19 protein-coding genes are annotated in these 21765 nt (G+C 69.6%); 8 read left to right on the forward strand and 11 right to left on the reverse strand.

The features are described 5' to 3' along the window. Positions 1-14 precede the first annotated feature (14 nt). The gene (locus IPK71_20315) at positions 15-1472 is read left to right on the forward strand and encodes a hypothetical protein (GenBank protein ID MBK8216080.1); all 1458 of its coding nucleotides are present in this window, start codon (positions 15-17) and stop codon (positions 1470-1472) included. Between the two features lie 8 nt (positions 1473-1480). Here the strand turns inward: IPK71_20315 and IPK71_20320 are convergent, their stop codons facing one another. The 10 genes from IPK71_20320 to IPK71_20365 all read right to left on the reverse strand — a co-directional run bounded on the left by IPK71_20320 (position 1481) and on the right by IPK71_20365 (position 12237). Beyond that, positions 1481-2326: a metallophosphoesterase gene (locus IPK71_20320; protein ID MBK8216081.1), complete on the reverse strand. Its 846-nt coding sequence runs from the start codon at positions 2324-2326 to the stop codon at positions 1481-1483. Continuing rightward, positions 2323-2970 carry a hypothetical protein gene (locus IPK71_20325; GenBank protein ID MBK8216082.1) on the reverse strand — a complete coding sequence of 216 codons (648 nt, stop codon included), beginning with the start codon at positions 2968-2970 and terminating at the stop codon, positions 2323-2325. Before IPK71_20325 ends, IPK71_20320 begins: the two co-directional genes overlap by 4 nt. After that, the gene (locus IPK71_20330) at positions 2967-4292 is read right to left on the reverse strand and encodes a hypothetical protein (protein MBK8216083.1); all 1326 of its coding nucleotides are present in this window, start codon (positions 4290-4292) and stop codon (positions 2967-2969) included. The genes IPK71_20325 and IPK71_20330 overlap by 4 nt, the downstream gene beginning before the upstream one ends. Further along, entirely contained in the window at positions 4282-4989 is a 708-nt protein-coding gene (locus tag IPK71_20335; protein MBK8216084.1) for a hypothetical protein, read from the reverse strand. Before IPK71_20335 ends, IPK71_20330 begins: the two co-directional genes overlap by 11 nt. Continuing rightward, a complete protein-coding gene (locus tag IPK71_20340) occupies positions 4986-6101 on the reverse strand; it encodes a phosphatase PAP2 family protein (GenBank protein MBK8216085.1) in 1116 nt (371 codons plus the stop codon). Before IPK71_20340 ends, IPK71_20335 begins: the two co-directional genes overlap by 4 nt. Positions 6102-6199: 98 nt before the next feature. Then, the gene (locus IPK71_20345) at positions 6200-7927 is read right to left on the reverse strand and encodes a PAS domain S-box protein (protein MBK8216086.1); all 1728 of its coding nucleotides are present in this window, start codon (positions 7925-7927) and stop codon (positions 6200-6202) included. 85 nt (positions 7928-8012) lie between these two features. After that, positions 8013-8906 (reverse strand): DNA-3-methyladenine glycosylase 2 family protein, encoded by an 894-nt coding sequence (locus tag IPK71_20350; GenBank protein ID MBK8216087.1) that lies wholly within the window; start codon positions 8904-8906, stop codon positions 8013-8015. Positions 8907-8908: 2 nt separating this feature from the next. Continuing rightward, positions 8909-10096 carry a hypothetical protein gene (locus IPK71_20355; protein ID MBK8216088.1) on the reverse strand — a complete coding sequence of 396 codons (1188 nt, stop codon included), beginning with the start codon at positions 10094-10096 and terminating at the stop codon, positions 8909-8911. Continuing rightward, on the reverse strand, positions 10096-11343 hold the full coding sequence (locus tag IPK71_20360) for a beta-ketoacyl-[acyl-carrier-protein] synthase family protein (GenBank protein MBK8216089.1): 1248 nt from the start codon (positions 11341-11343) through the stop codon (positions 10096-10098). The genes IPK71_20355 and IPK71_20360 overlap by 1 nt, the downstream gene beginning before the upstream one ends. A gap of 48 nt (positions 11344-11391) precedes the next feature. Continuing rightward, positions 11392-12237: a hypothetical protein gene (locus IPK71_20365; GenBank protein ID MBK8216090.1), complete on the reverse strand. Its 846-nt coding sequence runs from the start codon at positions 12235-12237 to the stop codon at positions 11392-11394. 181 nt (positions 12238-12418) lie between these two features. On the opposite strand from IPK71_20365, the gene IPK71_20370 reads away from it, so the two are divergent. From IPK71_20370 to IPK71_20385, 4 genes are read left to right on the forward strand one after another with little or no spacing between them, the layout of a single operon-like run. After that, positions 12419-14131, forward strand: coding sequence for a fatty acyl-AMP ligase (locus tag IPK71_20370; protein ID MBK8216091.1), 1713 nt, complete (start codon positions 12419-12421; stop codon positions 14129-14131). Between the two features lie 55 nt (positions 14132-14186). Then, positions 14187-14435, forward strand: a complete 249-nt coding sequence (locus tag IPK71_20375) for an acyl carrier protein (GenBank protein ID MBK8216092.1) — start codon at positions 14187-14189, stop codon at positions 14433-14435. A 26-nt stretch (positions 14436-14461) separates the two neighbouring features. Then, a complete protein-coding gene (locus IPK71_20380; protein ID MBK8216093.1) occupies positions 14462-14719 on the forward strand; it encodes an acyl carrier protein in 258 nt (85 codons plus the stop codon). Then, entirely contained in the window at positions 14716-15162 is a 447-nt protein-coding gene (locus IPK71_20385) for an acyl-CoA thioesterase (GenBank protein MBK8216094.1), read from the forward strand. The genes IPK71_20380 and IPK71_20385 overlap by 4 nt, the downstream gene beginning before the upstream one ends. Before the next feature lie 23 nt (positions 15163-15185). Here the strand turns inward: IPK71_20385 and IPK71_20390 are convergent, their stop codons facing one another. Then, on the reverse strand, positions 15186-15698 hold the full coding sequence (locus tag IPK71_20390; protein ID MBK8216095.1) for a DUF1993 domain-containing protein: 513 nt from the start codon (positions 15696-15698) through the stop codon (positions 15186-15188). Between the two features lie 89 nt (positions 15699-15787). On the opposite strand from IPK71_20390, the gene IPK71_20395 reads away from it, so the two are divergent. The 3 genes from IPK71_20395 (at position 15788) to IPK71_20405 (ending at position 21737) form a co-directional block, all read left to right on the forward strand. After that, positions 15788-16828 carry an SMP-30/gluconolactonase/LRE family protein gene (locus IPK71_20395; GenBank protein ID MBK8216096.1) on the forward strand — a complete coding sequence of 347 codons (1041 nt, stop codon included), beginning with the start codon at positions 15788-15790 and terminating at the stop codon, positions 16826-16828. Positions 16829-16886: 58 nt separating this feature from the next. After that, positions 16887-20525 (forward strand): isoleucine--tRNA ligase, encoded by a 3639-nt coding sequence (locus IPK71_20400; protein ID MBK8216097.1) that lies wholly within the window; start codon positions 16887-16889, stop codon positions 20523-20525. A gap of 159 nt (positions 20526-20684) precedes the next feature. Beyond that, positions 20685-21737 (forward strand): hypothetical protein, encoded by a 1053-nt coding sequence (locus IPK71_20405; GenBank protein MBK8216098.1) that lies wholly within the window; start codon positions 20685-20687, stop codon positions 21735-21737. Positions 21738-21765: the final 28 nt, after the last annotated feature.

Consider the following 21765-nt stretch of genomic DNA (forward strand, 5'->3'; position numbering starts at 1 on the left):
GCTACAGTGCCGTCATGGCTCGCCAAGGTCTCGCCGCCACCCTGTCCGTAGGTCTCGTCGCCCTGGTGGCGGCGGCGTGCAGCGCCGAGGAGATCGTCGAGAAGACCCCGGTCGACGCGTTCTGCGAGGCGATGGGGGGCGTCGCCGCGAAGTGCCAAGGCGGGTGCGAGGACACGCTCCGACGGGACTGCGGCGGAGTCGCGGAGAATCTCACGCAGGCGGCGATGCAGCGGGCGACCGACTGTTTTCTCTCGGGGCGCTGCGCCGACGTGTGCCTCTCGAAGGCCCTCGTCGATCTCCCGAGGAGCTCTGCGAAGGACGCGATCCGCGACGCGTACTGCGGCACGTGCGCGAAGGGGCAGAGCGACTGCCAGGCCTCGTTCTTCTCCCCGCAGACCCCGTCGAGCCAAGGGGGGCCGGGCGCTCCGCTCCTCCCGTACGCCGACACCGCCTCGGCGCGCGTGGTCGCGGACTGCGCGTCGCTCGAGGGCTGTCAGCTCGGGTTCTCGGCGTGCGCGCTCGACGCGACGAAGCGCGGAATGCAGGGGCTCGCGAGCGAGTCGGCCGAGTGCCTCGTGCGCGGCCTCTTCGAAGAGGGCGAGACGAAGCGGGCGCCCGACGGTGGCGCGATCGTGGTGACGTGCACACCCGGGAACTGCGCGGGCTGCTGCCGCGACGACCTCTGCTTGGCCGGCACCGGAAAGGACGCGTGCGGGAAAGGTGGGGGAACGTGCGAGACCTGCACCGGCACCGCGACCTGCGAGGCCTCGGCCTGCAAGGTCCCTTGCGGGCCGGACACGTGCGCCGGGTGCTGCGCCGGGAACACGTGCGTCGAGGGCAACGAGAAGGGGGCGTGTGGCAAAGGAGGCCTCGCGTGCACGGCGTGTGGGAGCTCGTTCGTCTGCAGCGAGGGCTCGTGCGTCGACACGTCGTGCAAGGCCACGTGCGCGGGCTGCTGCGCGGGGTCGACCTGCCTCGGGGGCACGTCGGGCTCGGCGTGTGGCAAGGCGGGGAACGCGTGTGTCGACTGTGGCAAGGGGCGCACGTGCTCCGCGACGGGCTGTGCGCTCGACACGAACGCCCTCTTCGACGTCGTGCTTCAGTCTGCCGTGGTGCCGGTGCTCAACAAACAAGGCGCCGCGTGGGACCCCTTCGGAGGGCTCCCGGACCCGTATGGGAAGGCGTTCTCGTCGCTTGGCGCGGCGTCTCACTCCGGGACGACGCGCCTCCTCACGGACACGGCGGCGCCCCAGTGGGCGGAGACCCTCCTCCGCGACGTGCCGGCGCGCGAGCTCTTGAACTCGTTCTCGCTGGAGCTCTGGGACGACGACTACGACTCCGACGACGTCATCGGTGGCTGTGCCGTTCGTCTCGAGGCCGCGATGTTCGATGGATCGCTGCGCACGGCGCGCTGTGCGGCCACCCCGAGCGGCGTCGAGCTCCAAGTGACGTTCCGGCTCGTCGCCAAGTAGGATCGGTCTCAAATCGCGAACGTGTCGAGCACGCGGGCCTCTTCTCGTTCGTCGAAGAACCCCACGAGCGCGGCGTTCGCGTGGTCCTCCGCCACGTGCACGCGCAGCCAAGCGAACGGGCCCGGGGAGCCGAGCCCCGCTCGGTCCGCGTGGCGCGCCTCGGCGCCTTCGAGGAGGCGCATGCGCGGAGAGCCCGTGCTCCCCGAGACGACGAGGGTCTTGGTTCCGAAGGCGAATCGCTCGTAGGCGTGGACGTGACCGGAGAGCCACACCGAGGCCTTCGTCGACCGTTCGAAGGCCTCCACGAAGGGGAGCAAGGTGCCTTCGGAGTCGGTCGCGCGGAGGCTGTTCGTCCACGGCGGATGGTGCGTCACGAAGACGAGCGCGCGCACGTCGGCGCTCGCCTCGGAGGCCGCGACGCGCTCGCGGAGCCACGCGACCTGTTGAGCCCACGCCCGTTCCCCGAGCACCCTCCGGTTCGAGTCGAGCACGACGAAGCGGACGTTGCCGACGTCGCGCTCTTGGTACGTTCGATGCGGCGGGACGAGCCCCCGCCGGGCGAGAGAGGCTATGCCTCGGCGTGGCACGGGGAAGACGTCGTGGTTGCCGACCGCCGCGGCGAGCGCGACGCCCCGAGCTCGCAGGCGGTCGAGCAGCGGGTCGATGCGCTGCCAATGATGGGGCGCGTCGTACGCGACGACGTCGCCGAGGAAGAGGGCGAGCTCTCCGTCTTCGTGCGCGAGCTCTCGGAAGAGGCGACGGCGCACGTGGGGGCAGTGCTCTCGCCCCACGAGCCGCTCGACGAGCAGGGTCGCCTGGGTGTCGCCTACGACGATCGCTCTTCGTTCGGTCATCGGGGCCGAGCCGCTGATCCATCGAAGCGAGCCGACGGTGGGGTAGGTGAGGGTAGGCGGGCTCCCCACGTCAGGGCGTCGAACGTGGTGACGATTCCGAGCGACAAAAAGGCCGTCTCCGCGTCCGTGACGAGGCCCGCCCGGAAGTCGAACCCCATGCGGATTCGCCCTCGATCGAAAAACGTCGCCGAGAGCCCGAGGAGATAGCCCATGTCGAGCTCGTGGGCGTCTGCCGTGGCGGAGCCGAGGACCGACGTGACGGCGAAGTCGAACAGGCCGAGCCCCCCGCGCACCTCCACCCCGTCGACGATCGCGAGGCCGAGGCCGAGCGCGCCGCCGAAGAGCCGGCTGCGGCTCCGGACGATGCTCCCCGTTCGCGTCGAGGCCTCCGCGGCGAAGAGCGGCAGGTACGTGAGCTCGAAGAACGGAGAGAGGGGGTAGGGGGAGCGGTAGGCCGCGGTGAACGCGTACCCGAGGCCACCGTTGGTCCTGTCGAGCTCGCCCATCGGGCCCTCGGGCGACACCATGCGCGCGAGGGAGAGCTCGGCGCCGAGCGTGACGGCGTGCCGCGGGCTCTCGGCCGCTGCCACCGAGGGGGACGCGAGCAGCGCGACGACGAGCGACGAGACGAAGGCTCCCCTCATGGGCGAAGGGGCTCGAGCGTCGCGAGGGATGCGGCGCGGCGTTGGGCCAATAGGAACACGAGCCCGTGACGGTTCGTGACGATCGCGTTCGGGAGCGCTTTGTCGAGGAAGACGCCGATGTACTCCGGCTCGTCGATCGTCCAGAACGCCACCTGTTTCCCTTCGGCTTGAAGGGCCGCCACGTCGGGGCGCATGGGGCCTCGCGTCCACCTCGGGCCCCACACCATGCATCCCAAGCGGCGCACGTCGGCGGGGTCGAGCTCCGCGAGGCACGGCACGTCTCGCGCGGGGACGTCGACGGCGTAGCGGTCCATCAAGGCCTCGTCCCCGAGGCCGAGGACGACGCGAAATCCCTTGCGTGACTCGGGACGATTTTCTTCGATTCGCCGGACGGCTCGCGCGGCGGGGAGGATCGCCTCGGGGCGCTTCACGTCGAGCCAGACCGCGCGGAGCTCGGGCGTCGCGAGGGCCGCGTCGAGCGCCTCGTCGAGCGTGGGGACCGCCTCGCCGTACCGAAGCGTGCAGAGCTCACGCACGTGGGCCATCGTGAAGGCGCTCACGTCGCCGTGACAGAACGCGCCCCGGCTGAGCCTCGGCCCGAAGGCATCGTCATGGTAGAGGAAGGGCACGCCGTCGGCCGAGACCTGGACGTCGAGCTCGACCACGTCGGCGGCCATGGATGGGGCGAAGCGGATGCTCTCGACGCTGTTCTCCGAGACGCCGCAGTCGTCGATGGTGCGGCACGCGCCGCGGTGGCCCACGACGAAGAACTTCCCGCGGAGGTCCGCGAGCGGGCGCTCGAACGTGAGGTCGAGCTCCTCCGTGGGCGCGAGGTCCTCGTCACCGGTCGTGCCTCGGAGCACGAGCCGCTCGTCGTTCGGGGGCGGCTCACCGCGGCAGAGAGCGGCCGCCGTACGGTCCGGGCCGACGAAGAGGCGCACGAGGCCCGTCTCCGACGAGAGCGGGTAACGCCAGTGCCCTTCGAGCACGAGACGCCCGTCGCTCGTGCACCCCGGTCGTGTGATCGCGTACCCCGCCGAGCGGTCGCCGAAGAGGCTGACGGTCGACGACGTCGCGCGAAGAGCGACCTCGGGTCCGAGCCGCGATGGCAAGGGGCCCGCGGAGAAGAAGCCCGAGAGCGCCGCGATGCTCGCAGGTTCGAGCGGCCGAGCGCCGGCGAGCAGCCCACCCCCCTCGAACTCGGGGTGAGTGACGTGGACGCGACCCGAGCACGACACGAGCCCGACGAGCGCGAGCGCCACGTTCGCGAGCCGCCCGCGCCTCGTGCGCGTTCTTCGAGGTGCGCCGAGCTCAGAAGACATACCCCACCATGAACCGCGGGTAGAGGAGGCGGCTTCGTTCGTCGGCGAAGGCGATCCACGCCTGGTAGTCGGGTTGCGTGTAGAACGCACCCATCGCGACGAGCACCTCTCCCCCGTGGTCGAGCAACGTCTCGAACGTGACGACCATGGACTGACCCGACACGACGAACTCACGCCGGCTCACGACCTCGGCGTCCCCGAGGCGCGTGCGTTGCCCGAACGTCGTGAGGAGCTCGAACGCCGCGGAGAGCCGATGCGGACCGAAGGCCGCGCCTACCGATACGCCGGGCTTGTGGGAAAACGACCAGCTGCTCGCGTCGAACCCCGCCACCGTGAGCAGGCCGTACGAGAAACCCACGTGGTCGGCGAGCGCGAACGAGAAACGACCGAAGCGCTTCCCCCACACCACGCCCGCCTCGGCTTCGTTTTTGACGACGACGGCGGCGGCCCTCACGGAGAGCGAGAAGCCGACGGGTAGGCCGAATCGTAAGTGTGCGAAAAGCTGAGGAAAAAGACGCTGCTCGGACTCGGCCACTCGTTTGGGGAGCACGTCGAGCTGGGCCCCGACGCCGACACGAAAGTTCCCCGGGCCGGGCCCTTCAGGGTGCACGAGCGGCCCTCGCTCGGCACGCGCCGAGCGCGCTGAGGCGAGCGCCGCCACGAGCACGATGACGCCGATGGTGTCGCGCCCCGTCATGTGCCGGAGGACGCCCTAGGTTTGCCGAAGACCCCGAGGCACGGAGGCACCTCGCCCGTGTCGTCGACGGGCTCGGGGCCGAAGAGAGGTCGCCACACGGGCGCCCGACCCGTGCGCGCGCGATAGGCATCTTCTTTGGCCGGGAGGCACCGCGCCGTGAGGAAAGCGCTCGTGGCCAGCGTGAGGCCCGCGAGGACGTCGAGGAGGTAGTGCCAGCGGAGGAACATCGTCGCGACGATGATGTTGGCCGTGACGAACGCCATGAGCGGCCAGGTGTACCGGAACGGCAGCTTGTCGCGGTGGCGAATCGCGAAGAGCGTGAAAAACGAGGGGACCGCGGTGTGGAGGCTCGGGAAGATGTCGGTCCGCGCCGAGCCCTCGAGCGACGCGACGGTCTTCTGCACGAGCGGCCAGAACGTGGGGCCCTCGAGCGGGTGCGCGAACGACGGGCCGAGGAGGCGGTAAGGGCCGAAGCCGGGGACGACCATGTAGGTGATCTGGCCGATGCAGAAGACCCAGAAAATGCCCCACGAGAACTCGCGGAGGACCGGCACGCGCCGCTCGAGGACGGCCATCGGCAGGACGTGCACGGTCAGGATCCCGAAGTAGAGATAGTAGAAGAACGAGAACCACTCGGTCGTCGCCGGCGTGACGAAGGCGTCCCACGCCTCGGCAGGCTCGAAGCCGAAGAGGCGCTTGTCGAGCGCGTAGATATCGGCGTCGTAGGACACGTCGCGGGCGCTCGGCAGGATGTAGTGGAGCTGCGCGAACGTGACCATCACCGCCGAGGGCAACGCGAGCCGGTACGCGACGCCGGCGACGAGACGAGGCACACGCGGGGTACGCGCGATCACCACGAGCAGGACGAACGCCACGAGATCGGTCGTGACCCAACGGACGGCGAGGTCGCGGCGCGGCCCCTGCCCGAGCACGACGAAGAGCCAGAGCGACACCAGGTAGCCGAGGACGAGCCAATCTTGGAGCGCGAGCTGCGCGACGAGGGTCGGCGAAGGGCGGCGGGGCGAGGGCTCGGCGCTCCTTCGTGAGACCCGCGCGACGAGGAGCGCGAACCCGATGGCGAGGGCAGCAGAGGCTTCGACGGCGACGTTCATGGGTTACCTAGCCGTAAGAGCACGGCAAGACCTCCGTGGGTTCGTGGGCCCAGAACCGATCACGCTCGACGACGATTTTTTGCCTCGGTCAGGCCGGGTCAGGAGGGGAGCGGGGGCAGCTCGACCAGGAAGGTGCTCCCGCGGGGGGCCCGCGGCAAGAAAGAAATCTCTCCACCGGCTTCGTGAACAAGCATTTGGCTTATGGCCAGGCCCAGCCCGGTTCCCTCGCCCTGACCCTTGGTCGTGAAGAACGGCTCGAAGATGCGAGACGCGTGCTCCCGCGGAATGCCGACGCCGTTGTCGGACACCTCGACCACGGCGCCGCCGCGGGGCGTTCGCCGGACCGCGACACGGAGCTCGTTGTCGGCGCGCTGCGCTTCGGGCATGGCTTGGCTCGCGTTCACGAGCAGGTTCAAAACCACCTGCCCGAGGCGGGACGACGAGCCGAGCACCGGGGGCACGGGCTCGATTTCGCAGACGATGCGCGCGCGCTTCTCGATGTCGCGTGAGGCGAGCGCCACCGTGGATCGCACGACCTCGCCCACGTCGACGAGCCCGATCGAGGGGGCGTCGGTTCGCGAGAGGCTCACGAGCTGCCCGACGATGTCGCGGATGCGACCGACCCCTTCGAGGGCGACACCGAGCGCCTCGCGGCTGCGGCGCGCGGGCTCTCCGAGGGCGCCAAGCTCGCGGTGCGCGACCTCGACGTTGTTCAGGACGTAGGCGAGGGGGTTGTTGATCTCGTGCGCGACCCCCGCGGCGAGGAGGCCGATCGAGGCCATCCGGTCGGCGAGGGCGAGGCTCCGTTGCATGCGCATGCGCTCCGTCACGTCGCGGCCGACGACGAGCCTCGCGGGGGCTCCGCCGTAGACGACCTGCCGAGACGGAGCGACCTCCACTTGGATGACGTCTCCCGACTTGGTCAAGAGCGGCACCTCGACGAGCTCGGACGGCGGGCCGTCGACCGGGCTCGCCATGCGGCTCTTCACGAGGTCGTGGTACTCGGCGGGGACGAGATCGAGCAGCGGGCGACCGATGAGCTCGCGAGGCGACGCGTAGCCGAGAGAGCTTTGGCACATCGCGTTGGTCCACAAGAGGATTCCGTCGCGGTGGATCACGACGAGGTCGGGCAGCCCGTCGAAGATGCGACGCACCTCGAGCGACGCGGCCTGCGCCGCCACGAGCCCGTCGGTGAGCTCGCGGCGCTGCTGCTCGAACGCGGCGACGAGATCCTCGGGGCGGAGGAGGGCCCGCAGGCGAAGGGCGAAACGCTCCGGGAGCGGGAGAGCCTCCGGGAGGAGCAGCCTGAGCTTCACCTTTCGCGTGAGGATCTCCGACTCGAGCACGATCGCGCGCGGGAGCCCGAGCAGGCGGGGGATCTCTTGGAGTACGCCTTCGAAGAAGTAAAAGAACGGGACGCACGGGGTGTAGGGCTCGGGGACCTCGCCCACGAGCACGATCTCGTGCTCGCTCTCGAAGCGCTGCTCGAGGCGAAGGTGCGGAAACTGGGCCGGCGCGATCCACTCGCCGCCGACGCGGTAAATGACGCGGAGCGGGAGCATGGCTCGCGTGAGCGTGCGCATGGCGTTCCACGTGGGCGCGTGCACGAGGCTGCGCCCGACCTCCCGGAGGCGCTCCGGCTCGCCGTTGCAGGCGGCGGAGAGGTTCTCGAACATGACGACGAGCTCGTCCCACGTCACCTGGGAGTGGGCGTCCTCGAAGCGCTTCGGGTCCCCACGCAGCCCCTCGACGAGCGTCGCCCGAGAGACGCCGACGTACTCGGCGGCGTCGAAGAGCTGAAGGCAAACGCGGCAGGAGAGGCGCATCGGATTTCCGGCAAGGATAGGCCATGTGGGGCCCGAGCGACGCCCCTTTCGGTGCGCGCCACGCCGTAGAGCACGCGGCGGGCCCTCAGGGCGAACGTGGGGCGCCGAGCCCGAGCACGACGAGCCGCACGACACGCGCGCGCTGGCCGCGCCACGGCTCGAGCAGCTCGAGCATGCGCGCGTCGTCGTAGCGGGCGGCGCGGTCGGGCTCGAGGGCCGAGCACACGAGCCGGGGGAGGTGCACGTCGCCCGTGGACACGGCGTCGGAGTCGCCGAGCGCCTCGTCGAGCAGCTTCTCGCGTGTCCACGGCCCCACGCCGGGGAGCGACTCGAGCACGCGGCGCGCCTCGTCGAAGCGGGCCTCGTGGGCGAGGGGGAGGAGCTTCGCGACATGGCGCTCGAGCGAGGCCACGCGTCGGATGGTGTCGAACCGCCTGCGATCGACCCCGAGCCTCCCTGCCTCGTGCGGAGGAATGCTTGCCCACGTCTCGGCCGTCGGGGCGGTACGGAGCCCGAGCGGCCCGGGGGCAAGAGGGGCGAAACGCTCGACGAGCCCGCGGTAGGCGCGCGTCGCTTCGACGAACCGCACGCGCTGCTGGAGGATCGTCCGCACGAGGGCGTCGAGCACCCACGGGACCCGCACGAGTCTGAGCCCCGACGCCGCCGCGAGCCGGCGAGCGATGGCCGTCGTGCGAGGCTCGAACGCCTCGTGGTTGTCGAAATGGCCAATGATCCCAGGCACATGCGAGATGGCCGCGTGCGCCCCCGGGCCCCACGCGCGCGCCCGCACGACGCCCCCTTCGCCGCGGAAGACGTGCAGCGTCACGGGCCCCTCCGGGCCGACGTACGCCTTCGCGAGGCCGCGCCCGTCCGTGAAGCCGGTCGGGTCGTGCATGCCCATGTGGAGGAAGGTCGCCGAGCGCGACAGGGAGACCCCTCTCGACGGAAGCTCGGTCTCCGCGTCCGCGGGCGGGTGCACGCTCAGTGGGCTTCGGGGGCGCGGACCACGACCGCCGAGGCGTTCCCGTAGAATCCGAGCGACGTGACGAGCACGGTGCGCACGGTCTCGGGGGCCGACCCCGAGATCATCAGCGACGGGGGAGCCCCGCCGATCCACGCGAGCGCCGAGGCGAGCCCGAAGGCGCCGCCCGCGCCGAGCGTCTCTCCGAGCACGAGCTTCGGCGCCGCGATCGGCATGCTCTCTCCGAAGACGCGGTCGAGCGCGACACGCTCTGCGTCGTCGGCCCGGTGGAGCCCGGAGAGGCTCGACGCGACGACGTCCACGTCGGACGGGTCGAGCTTCGCGTCGGCGAGCGCGTTCAGGACCGCCCTACCCAGGGCGTCGCCCGAGGGGCCGATCAGGGTGGAGCCGTCCTCGGGGGACTCGAACGAGGTGCCGTAACCGACGAGCTCACCGAGCACCTTCGCGCCACGCTCCCGGGCTGCGCGAGCGCGCTCGACCACGAGGAACGCACCGCCTTCGGCCAGGGAGAGGTGCCCGACGCGGCGGACGTGGTCGGGGTGATCGAGCGTCCCGAGCAGCGAGAAGGCGAGGAAGAGCGCCTCGTGCATCGCCTCGACGCCGCCGACGAGCATGGCGTCCGCGCGGTTCTGCGCGAGGTGGATGTCGGCGCACGCCACCGCGTCGAGCGCGCCGCAGTTGCCGTCGGAGATGGCGACGTTGAGCGCCCGCAGGCCCTCCCAGATGCTCACGTACCCGGCCGTGGAGTTCGCCACGGTGTTCGGGAAGACGGCCGGGTTGATGTAGCGAGGGTCTTCGAGCTTGGCGACCCGGTTCAGCTCGGTGATGGCCTCGAGGCTGCCGTAGGCGTTCGCGCACACGATGCCGACGCGCTCCTCGGGGTGCACGACGAGCTTGCCGTCCTTCTTCAGACCCGCGTCGAGGAGGGCGAGCCTCGCGGCCACGACGGCGAGCTTCGTGAGCCTGTCGAGCGTTCGGAGTCCCTTGTCGCCGAGGTATTTCTGCGGCTCGAAGCCGGGCACCTCGAACGCGCGCGCGTTCGGGTACTTAGCGAGATCGACCGTGGTGAGCTTGCGACCCTGCTCGGGCTCGAGGGCCTTCGGCGCCCCGAGGGCCTCGACGAACGCCTCGCGCCCGATGCCCAACGTGGAGGTGACACCGTAGCCGGTGATGGCGCGCGGGAGCATCAGAGGGCCTCCATGGCGGGCGGCGCGGGCAGCACGCCGGGCCGAGCGAAACAAGCGACGGCGTTGTACCCACCGAACGCGAGCGAGTTGTTGAGCACGATGTCGGCCTTGCCCTTGCGCGCCACGTTGGCGACGACGTCGAGGTCGCACTCGGGGTCCGGCGTCTCGTACCCGGCCGTCGGGGGGTAGATCCCGGTCTCGAGCGTGAAGACGCAGCCCACGGCCTCGATCGCGCTCGCCGCGCCCATGCAGTGCCCGATGAGGCTCTTCATGCTGCTGATGGGGACGCGTCGGTCGCCGAAGATGTCGCGCATGACCTTCGCCTCGGCGGCGTCGTTCGCTTTGGTCCCGGTGCCGTGCGCGTTCACGAAGTCGATGTCGTCCGACGTGATGCCGGAGCGCTCGATGGCTTGCCTCATGGCCTCGATGCTCCCGACGGCCTCGGGGTGCGGACGGGTGATGTGGTACCCGTCGCAGGTGAGACCATACCCACCCACCTCGGCGAAGGCGGTCGCTCCGCGCCGGGTGGCGTGGGCCTCGCTCTCGAGCACGAGCACGGCGGCCCCCTCGCCCACGATGAGCCCCTGCCGGTTCAGGTCGAAAGGCTGGCAGCGCTCCGTGGCCATCGCCGCGAGCCGCGCAAAACCGGAGTATTGGAGCTCTTGGAGGATCTCGGTCGCGCCGGCGAGCACGACGTCGGCGCGCCCTTGGCGGATGAGATCGGCGCCGTAGCCGATGGCGTAGTTTCCGGCGGCGCAGGCGGCGGGCAGGGTGACGACGGAGCCCTCGGTGCCGAACGCGCGCGCGAGGTGGATGGGGAGCAGCGTCGAGCCGTACTTCGGCAGGTGGGCCCTCCGCACCGCCGAGAGGCCTCGCGCGATCCACGTGCGGTCGATGTCCCCGAGGACGTCGGCCTCGCCCATCGTGGTGCCGAGCACGACCGACGTTCGGGGGCCCCCGAGGTGGCTCGGGCGAATGCGCGCGTCCTCGACGGCCATGCGGGCGGCGGCGAGGGCCATCGCCGAGCAGCGCCCCATGCGCCGCGTCTCGGCGGCCGTGAGGTGATCGCGCGCGTGGAAGATCTTCACCTCGGCGCCGTATTCGCGGCCGATCTTGGAGGTGTCGAACGACTCGACGCGCGAGACGCCGCTGCGCCCTTCGGCGAGCGCTTCGAAGAACGCCTTGCGACCGAGGCCGATGGAGCTCACCACGCCGAGCCCGGTGATGTAGACACGTGTCGGGTTCACGGCCCGGGTCCTAGCAAGCTTTTGGGCTCGCGTCTCTCGAAGGGGCCGTCAGGGCGCGCAGGTGTCGTCGGTGCCGGCCGGCGCCGAGACGCAGCCCTTCGCGCACCGATGCTCGGGCTTCACCGGGATCGGGACGCCGCCCTCGCACTTGCGCAGCGTGCTCCCGTCGCACGTGAGGTACTGCTTGCCCTGGAACGCCGAGCGCGCGCAGTCCCACGCGGGCTCCTTGCACGAGGTCGTGATCCACTCGGCGGGCTGGGTCATCACCTTCGCCCCCACGGTCTTCGGGACGTCGAGGTGCCCGACCGTGACGGCGCAGGCGCGGACGCGGCTCCCGACCTCGGGATCGCTCGTGAGCGCCGCGTAGCCCTTCGAGCCGGCGGAGGTCGTCGAGTACACGAGCAGGAAGCGACGATCCGCGCGCGCCGAGAGCCACGCCTTCACGATCGCAGGTCCCGTCGTCGGCTTCACGCTCGGTCGCGTGGCGGGGTTGTCGTCGTCGAGGAAATCGCGCGTGCCGTCGTCCCACGAGGGGTCGAGCATGACCGCCCAGTCTCCGTCGTTCTTGAGCGCGAGCCTGCGGAGCAGCGCGATCCGACCGGAGCTGTAGCCTCCGAGGGTCTTCGGGGTCGAGGTGCCCTTGAGGTACGTCTGGCCCCACGGTTTCCCGTTCGTCGCGGGGATGAACACCTCGTCGCCCGCGAGCGATTTCTCGCACCCGCCTCCGCACGCCGGGTCCCCGGGGAAGAGAATGTTCGGGGCCTGCTCGCTCCCGAGCGCCTCTTCGCCGGTCTCGTCGAAGGACGTGTCGGGTGCCTCGGCCGAGCACGCCGCGCATGCGACGACGGCAACCCACGACCCCAAGCCCACGACCGCCCGCGACGTACGACCCATGCCCCGAGACCTCCAGCGTCCCACGCTACGCGATATCGGGCCGAGGTGCACGGCGGTCCGTGCTCGCGCGCGGCGCGCGGTATGCGAATGGCGCTTCGCACCGGGCGGCAAATTACGCAGAAAAAAGGGTGTTTCGACGCCTTGCGCCTAAGGCCGCGCCAAAGTATTGCCCACGGCGCCCATGAAGGATCCGAACCTCGTCCCGCCCACGTTGGTCGATGCCGTGAACGAGCTCGCACGCACGAGCTCGCTCGGGTTCACCTTCGTGCGGTCCGATGGCAGCGAGCGTCACGTCCCGTTCCCGGAGCTCCGCGAAGAGGCCCGCCGCCGCGCCGCGCACTTCGCCGCCCGTGGTCTTTCGAAGGGCGACAGGCTCGCCATCGTCGTGCCCGACCCGGACGAGTTCGTGCTGTCCTTCCTCGGAGCCATCTTCGCGGGCGTCGTTCCCGTGCCCATGGTCCCTCAGCTCTCGTTCAAGAACGTCGAGACCTACCACGACACGGTCGCGCACATCGCGAAGGCGTCCGGCGCGAAGCTCCTCCTCACGACGGAGTCGACGCGCCCCTACGTCGAGCCTGCCGCCCAGAGGGTCGACTCGCTCGGCGGGATCCTGACGACGAGCGACCTCGCAGGCCCCATGGCGGGTGAGGTCGATGCGAAGGTCACGGGCGACGACCTCTGTTTCCTCCAGTTCACCTCGGGGTCGACCTCGAAGCCGAAGGGCGTCGTCGTGACGCACAGGAACCTCGCGTGGAACTCGCAGAGCTTCATGGTGAACGGCCTCGAGAAGGACTCGTCCTTCGACAAGGGCGTGAGCTGGCTCCCGCTCTTCCACGACATGGGCCTCATCGGCTTCGTCATCGGCCCGCTCTTCACGAACATCCCGGTCGTGTTCCTTCCGACGGCTTCTTTCGTAAGGAATCCGAGGATTTGGCTCGATACGATCCACAAACACCGCGGCACGATCACCTACGCCCCGAACTTCGCCTACCAGCTCGTCTCGAAGCGACTCAAAGAGAAGGACGTGGAGGCGTGGGACCTCTCGTGCATGCGCCGAACCGGGTGCGGCGCCGAGCCGATCCAAGCGCGCACGCTCCGCGAGTTCGCCGACAAGCTCGCCCCCGCCAAGTTCGATCCGAAGAGCTTCATCCCGTCGTACGGCATGGCCGAGGCCACGCTCGCCATCACCTTCACGCCGCTCGGGAAGGGGCTCCGCTCCGATCGTATCGACCCGAAAGAGCGTGAGGACGCGAACGCCGTCCCGTCGACCGCCGACGACGCGCACGAGCTCGCGAACTGCGGCCGGCCGTTCCCCGAGCACGAGGTTGCCATCGTCGACGAGGCCGGAAATCGCCTGCCCGATCGCAAGGTCGGCGAGATCGTCACGCGGGGGCCGAGCATCTGCCAAGGGTACTACCAAGAGCCCGAGCTCACGGCGGCGGCCTTCAAGGACGGATGGCTCCACACCGGCGACCTCGGCTACACGGTGGACGGCGAGGTGTTCGTGTGCGGGCGCCTGAAGGACCTCATCATCATCCGCGGTCGCAACTTCTACCCCAACGATCTCGAGTGGGTGGTGAGCGAGCTCCCCGGCGTGCGCCGAGGCAACGTGGTCGCGTTCAGCGTCGACGGCGACACGGGCGAGGAGCTCGTCGTATGCGCCGAGGCGTTCCAGAGCGAGGCGAAGGGCCTCACCGAGGCCATAACGCAGGCGATTCTTGGTCATTTCGCGCTCAACGTGTACAAGGTCGTCATCGTCCCGCAGGGCACGCTGCCGCGCACGTCGAGCGGCAAAGCCCAGCGTCGCAAGACGAAACAAATGTTCCTGTCGGGGCAACTCGCCCAGGCGCAGCGTGTGCAAGACGGCCCTGCCGAGCCGGCCCCCAGCGTGTGACCCGAAAGACCTTCCGCCCGCAACGATTCACGAGACACGAGAGAGAGAAATGGCGATGAACCGCACCGAGCTTTTGGCCCTCTTCGAGAGCACCGCGACCGAGGTCGTCGAGAAACCGTTCAAGAACATCTCGGAGGGCACGGTCATCAGCGAGCTCGGCATCGACTCGCTCGGCATGCTCGAGATCGTCGGCGCGATGGAGCGCAAGCTCAAGATCCAGATCCCGGACGAGTCGCTCGCCGGGCTCCAGACCGTGAAAGACCTTCTCGAGGCCGTCGAGAAGCGCATCTCCGCTTCGGCCTGAACCGCCACCGAGAGAGGAAGACGTCCATGTCCCATGAGAACCTGAAAGACGAGCTCCGGGCGCTCATCTGCGAGATCGCGGAGATCGACGCGCTCCCCGACGACACGCACTTCAAGGACCTCGGCATCGACTCGATGATGGGCGTGGAGATCGTGGCCGCGATCGAGCGCCAGTACCACGTGAAGATCGAGGACTCGGAGCTCAAGGAGGTGTCGACCCTCAACAAGTCGTACGACCTCGTGCTCGGCAAGCTCGCGCCCTCCGTCGCCCAGTCGGCGGAGTGAGCACGAAGGCCCACGCGGCCCGCTTCGTTCCGCGCACGGGCTCGCTCGAGATGCGGGTGCGGTACGCCGACACCGACAAGGCCGCCGTGGTCCACCACGCGGCCTATTTGTCGTTCCTCGAGGCGGGGCGGATCGAGCTCTTTCGTGAGCACGGGTTCGACTACGCGGCCTTCGAGCGCGAGACCGGCACGGGCCTCCCGGTGATCGATCTGAGGGTACGCTACCGCGCCCCGGCGCGCTTCGACGACCTGCTCAAGGTCACGTCCCACGTGTCCGACGTGTCCCGGTTTTCCGTGTGGATCCGAGGGGTTATCGAGCGTGACGGGGTCGTCCTCGTCGAGTCTTCCGTGAAGCTCGCGTGTGTCGGCATGGCGACCGAGGCGCCCCTCCGCATGCCACGCGCCTTCTTCGATGCGCTGCTCGAAGAGGGCTACGAGATCTGACTCGCAGCCCCTCGAGGGAGCTTTCAGAGGTCGACGAGCGTCATGTGGCCGATGAAGTCGGCCTTGCCGAGCGGCACGCCGTTGTGGCGCAGGATCGCGTACGTCATCGAGGCGTGGAAGTAGAAGTTCGGCAGGGCGAGCTCCTCCACGTACGGCTTCGACGGCGAGCCCTTGCCCGGCATGAAGGGCAGGGGGATGACGCGGGCCTCGGCGCCCTGGAAGTCGTGGCGCGTGACGCTCTTCAGGTACTCCTCGCACGTCTTGATGCGGGCCCGGGTCTCGGCCCAGGTCTTCTCGTTGTCGGCGTGCACGGGGGGCTCGCGGCCCACGAGGCGCGCGACCGGGCCCTTGGCGGCGTCGCACATGGACTGGATCTGGCGGAGGAGCGGGTACTGGTCGGGGGCGAGGCGCGAGGCGAGGAGGACGTCGACCTCGAAGCCGCGCTCCTTGGCGTGGGCTTCGGCCTTGTCGAGCCACGCGTCGACGTTGGCGAGCATCTTGAGGAACGAGGTCACGGTCACGTCGTGGAGGTTCATGGCGGGCACCCTACAGGGCGCCCTCACGCCCGTAAACGCCTCTGTTTTGCGAGGTCGCCGCCTCGCACGAGGTGTGTCACCATGCGACCATGACGCGCGCCGCAGCCCTCCTCGCCCTCGCCCCGTTCGTCGTGCCGTTCGCCCTCGCGGCACAAGGTTGCTCCGACGACGCCGAGAGCTCGGACGCGGGCCCGCTCCCGACCACGACGACCACCGCCACGTCGACCTCGACGTCGACCTCGACGCCACCGGATGGGAGCGCACCGCCGGACGGGAGCGTTCCGGATACCTCGGTCCCCGACGCGGCCTCGTTCCCGGACCCGATCCAGGGCGTCGCCCCGGCGACTCTCGTGAAGGGCGGATACCAGTTCCTCGAGGGTCCGCAGTGGCTCCCCGCCGAGAACAAGCTCGTCTTCAGCGACGTGCAGGGCAACCGCATCCTCCAGCTTACGCCCCCGTCGACCGAGCCCACCGATTTTCGCAACCCGAGCGCGGGCGCGAACGGCAACGCGATCGACAAAAACGGGCTTCTTTACACGTGCGAGCACACGGGCAAGCGCGTCGCGCGGAGGCTCGCGAACGGCACGGTGGAGACCGCGGCGGGCATGTTCGGCGGCGCCCAGCTCAACTCTCCGAACGACGTGATCGTGCGCTCGGACGGCACCGTGTACTTCACCGACCCGAACTACGCCGGCAACACCCAGCCGAAGCAGAACGTCTTCCGCCTGCCGCCCGGGGGAGCGCTCGCCGTGGTCGACGACACGCTCGAGAAGCCCAACGGCATCGCATTGTCGCCGGACGAGAAGTCCCTCTACGTGGCGGTCGCCAGCGCCAAGACGGTGCGCAAATACGCGGTCTCCGCGGACGGGAGCACCGGGGCCGGCGCGACGTTCGTGACGACCACGGGCACGAGCCCCGACGGCATTGCGGTCGACGACGCGGGCAACCTCTACGCGGCCACGTCGGTCGGCGTCGAGGTCTTCAAACCGGACGGGACCCGCGTCGGGGCGATCACGGTTCCCATGCAGCCTGCAAACATCGCCTTCGGGGGGGCCGACCGTCGCACGCTCTACGTCACGGCGCGCACGGGGCTCTACTCGACGCGCGTGAACGTGCCCGGCCCGCCCTGAGCCTGGCGCGCACTTTCGGGCCCGGAACGGGCCGAAAAAGCGCTATGACGCGGCTACGATGACACAGCCGCTCTTCGCCAAGGTCCCCGCCGAGCTCGACTTCCCCCGGGAAGAGCGTGAGATTCTCGCGCTCTGGCGGAAGATCGGCGTGTTCGAGAAATCGCTCGAGCGCACGCGCGACGGCAAGCCTTGGGTCTTCTACGAGGGCCCGCCCACGGCGAACGGCCTGCCCCACAACGGCCACGTGCTCACGCGCGTCGTGAAGGATCTCTTCCCTCGGTACAAGTCGATGCGCGGCTACCACGTGCCGCGCAAGGCCGGCTGGGACACGCACGGGCTCCCCGTCGAGGTCGAGGTCGAAAAAGAGCTCCACATGCACGGCAAGGCCGCCATCGAGGCCTACGGCGTGGAGCCCTTCGTGAAGAAGTGCATCGCCTCCGTGTTCCGCTACACGAAGGAGTGGGAGGAGCTCACCGAGCGCGTCGGCTTCTGGGTCGACCTCGACAAGGCCTACGTCACCTTCCACAAGAGCTACGTGGAGAGCGTGTGGTGGGCGCTCTCGAACCTGTTCGAAAAGGGGCTCCTCTACCAGGGCCACAAGGTCGTGTGGTGGTGGGCTCAGGGCGGCACGGCGCTCTCCTCGGGAGAGGTGGGGCAGGGGTACAAATCCGTAGACGATCCGAGCGTTTACGTGACGTTTCCGATCGCCCCCGGCCAGCGCGCCGAGCTCGAGGGCGCCGAGCTCCTCGTGTGGACGACGACCCCGTGGACGCTCCCGTCGAACATGTACGCGGCCGTGAGCGCGGAGAGCCTGTACGTGGTCGTCGAGCTCGCGGGCAAGAAGCTCGTCATGGCCGAGGCGCTCGTCGAGCCGCTCGCGAAGAAGCTCAAGGTCGATGCGCCCGCGCCGCTCGCGAAGCTCCTCGGGAAAGAGCTCGCGGGGACCGCGTACGTGCCGCCGTTCGACCTCTACGCGAACGACGCGAAGGGGCATGCGCCCGTGTGGAAGATCCTCACGGCCGACTTCGTCACGCTCGACACCGGCACCGGCATCGTCCACGTCGCGCCCGCGTTCGGCGAGGACGACCACATGGCGCACCGGAAGCTCCTTGCAGAGTACAAGGACCTCCCGCTCTTCTGCGCCGTCCGCCCCGACGGCACTTTCGGTCCGGAGCTCTCGGCCTACGCCGGCCGTTGGGTCAAAGACTGCGACAAGGACATCCTCGCCGAGCTCAAGGGGCGCGGGCGGCTCGTCCACGCGGAGACCTACCGGCACGACTACCCGTTCTGCTGGCGCGCCGACACCGATCCGCTCATCCAGTTCGCGCGCCCCGCCTGGTACATCCGCACGACGAGCCTCATCGAGAAGGCGAAGGAGAACAACCAGGCCATCACCTGGTTCCCTCCCCACATCAAAGACGGACGCTTCGGCGACTTCCTCGACAACAACGTCGACTGGGCCCTCTCGCGCGAGCGCTACTGGGGCACGCCGCTCAACGTCTGGGTGAACGACGTGACGGGCAAGATGGAAGCGCCCTCGAGCGTCGCCGCCATCAAGGCCAAAAATCCGAACGCTTTCAAGATGTTCGAAGACGCGAAGCGCGCCGATCCGACGCTCTCGGACGACCTCGTCGTGCACAAGCCGTGGATCGACGACGTGACCTGGCAGAACCCGGGCGAAGAGGGCACCTACCGCCGCGTCCCCGAGGTCATCGACTGCTGGTTCGACTCGGGCTGCATGCCCTTCGCGCAGTGGGGCTTCCCGCACCAGGGCGCGGAGGCTTTCAAGAAGAGCTTCCCCGCGGACTTCATCTCGGAGGCGATCGATCAGACCCGCGGGTGGTTCTACTCGCTGCTCATGATCTCGACGCTCGTCTTCGACGCCGAGACCCGCAGGTCGCTCGGTCTCCCCGAAGAGACGCTGCCTCACCCCTACAAAACGTGCATCGTGCTCGGGCACGTGACCGACAAGGAGGGGAAGAAGGAGTCCAAATCGAAGGGGAACTACACCCCGCCCGAGGTCATCTTCGACGACGTGAAGATGGACTTCTTGGTGGCCGACGGGAAGGCCGAGGAGGCCCCGAAGCCGGGGACGGCGCTCGTCTGCCGCGAGGACCTCGAGGGCCTCGATCTCCAAGAGGGCGCCAAGGTCTCGGTGTCGCGCGAGGGGAGCGCCACGCTCACCTTGGAGCTCCGCGTGCACAAAAAGCTACGGCGGCGCGCCATCGTGCTCTCACCGAGCGACGCCACGGCGCTCGGGGTCGTGCCCGCGAAGGAGCAGGCCATCAAGGTCATCGACGTCCCGACCTTGCCCACGAACGAGCGTGTCACCGTGCAAGATCCGAGCGCCTCGGCCCCGGGTGCGGACGCCTTCCGGTGGTTCTTCTATGCGTCGAACCCGCCGTGGAACGCCACGCGCCACTCGCTCTCGAACGTCCGCGCGACCCAAAAGGAGACGCTCGTCCGCCTCCGCAACGTGGTCTCGTTCTTCGTGCTCTACGCGAACATCGACGGGTTCGATCCCACGATCGCGGCGCCCCTCCCGAAGGACCGGCCGGAGCTGGATCGCTGGATCTCGAGCCTCTTCCACGACACGCTCGCGAAGGTCACGGCGTGCCTCGACGGGTACGACGTCCACGGCGCCACGGGCCACGTCACGGAGCTCGTGGACGGCCTCTCGAACTGGTACGTCCGGAGGTCGCGCGAGCGCTTCTGGCGCTCCACCTGGGACGACGACAAACGCGCGGCCTACGCCACGCTCTACGAGGTGCTCGTCGGCCTCGCGAAGATGCTCGCGCCGTTCGTGCCGTTCATGGCCGAGTCGATCTACCAAAACCTGGTCGTGGGCTGCCGCGCGCCAGGGGCCGCCGAGAGCGTGCACCTCGTCGACTGGCCGACGGCGGACACGTCCCTCGTCGACGCAGCCCTCGTGCGGAAGATGGACGCCGTGCGCGAGCTCGTGAGCCTCGGGCTCCAGGTGCGCACGCAGGCCAAGGCGAAGGTGCGCCAACCGCTCCGCACGGCCCACGTGGTCCTCTCGGACGACGTGCTCCGCGAGGGGCTCGCGGCCGCCGAGGGCATGATCAAAGACGAGCTCAACGTGCTCGGGCTCGCGTTCGTCGCGGGGGCCGACGTCGACACGTTCGTCACCTACCGCCTCAAGCCGAACTTCCGCACGCTCGGGCAGCGCGGGCTCGGCAAAGAGGCGCAGAAGCTCAAGAAATCGTTGGGAGATTTGCCCTCGGGCGAGGCCGCGAAGCTCCTCGCCGAGGTGCGCGCGACCGGGTCGTCGACGTTCGACGGCGTCACGCTCTCCATCGAGGACCTCGAGGTGGCGTTCGACACGCGCGAGGGCTTCTCGGCGGCGGGCGGGCGCCTCGGGGTGGTCGCGCTCGACACGCGCCTCGACGACGAGCTCCGAGAGCTCGGCCTCGTCCGCGAGCTCACGAATCGTGTGCAGAATGCACGAAAAGACGCGAAGCTCGAGCTCGCCGATCGGATCGTCCTCCGCGTCGCGGGGCCCGAGCCCGTACGTGCCGCGCTCGCCGCGCACGGCGCGAGGCTCTCGGACGACGTGCTCGCGGTGTCTCTCGAGGTGGTGTCGGAGCTCCCGCCCGAGGCCGACCCCGGCGAGCACCGCGACGCGTCGGACGTCGAAGGGCACGCCGTGATCGTCGCGCTCCGCAAAGCCCCGTGATCCCTCGGTTCGGCGCGAGGGAAGGTCCGGCCCGGCGGGGTCGTACCTTTCCTCCGCTACGATGACCGCGTCGCATACCGTCCGCCCAATTCGCTTCCCGCCGTCGAATCGGGGAGGGCCGGAGGGGCGTTCTGGTAGAGTCGACGTTCGGAAGGGGCGATGACCAAGCCAGCCAACAAAGCCGCACCCCTTTCTCTCTTCGCGGGGCCGAAGGCGCCGAAGGGGCTCGCGCGAACGGCGCCTGCGCCCCGGGCGAAGAAGGTCGGCCGGCTGCCCGTCGAGAAGGTATCTCGCACGAGCGATCGTCTCGACCGTCGCGTGAGGGACCGCGTGCTCGAAGAGCTCGACGGCGCGCTGAAACGGCGGCCTTCGTCCGAGGCGCGGCTCGCGGCCGCGCTGCGTGTGCTCGCTCCCGAGAGCCCCATGGTTCGAGCCGAGGTCGAGCGGGCGGCCGACGTGCTCGTGCGGCGTGGCACGCTCGATCGCGAGCTCTGGCCGGCTACGATTCGAGCGCTCGTCGAGAGCGCCTCGCCACGCCTCGACGAGGTGGTCGACGCGGCGCTCGCGACCGAGGACGCCGGAGGTGTCACGACGCTGTCCGCGGCGTGTTTCACGTCTCGCGGCGACATCGGGCCGAAGCTCGCGAAGGTGGCCGTCGGGGGCAGGTCTCTCGTCGCCTTCTCGGCGGAGGTCGCGCGCGTCGTGCGTGGCGAGTCGAACGGCGCGCGGCTGCTCCAGCTCGCGCCCGTGATCAAGGAGGCTCATCGCGTCGCGTTGGCGACCACCACGGTGCTCCCCCTCGTGCGGGCGACGGGCCCGGCACGCGCCTATGGGGCCGCGCTCGAGGCGGGGTTCGCCGTGCTGCGTGGGGCCGAACGGCACCTCGGCCGGTGGCTCGTGCTGGCCGAGGCCGTGGTGGCGGGAGGAGACACGCGCCCCATCGACGAGGCGCGCAGAAATCTCGTGGACGGCCCTGCATCCTCGCGGGCGGGGTGGTCGCTCGTCGTGTGGGCGCTCTCGCGCGCCGTCGCGGAGCGGAACGGCACCGAGACGCCGCCGATGCCGGACACCCGCCCCACGGTCGAGCTCGTCGCGCGCCTCTCCGATCGTCCGAGCGCCGAGCGCGACCTGTCATTTTTGTTCCGCATGGCGGCCCGGGGAGCGCCTTCGTCGCGCCCGATGCTCGAGTCGGTCGTGCGCGCCTCGCTCTAGGACGAAGCGAGCCTGCGCGCAGCGTCGG

It is taken from the genome of Myxococcales bacterium, assembly GCA_016712525.1.
Taxonomy (GTDB): domain Bacteria; phylum Myxococcota_A; class Polyangia; order Polyangiales; family Polyangiaceae; genus JAAFHV01.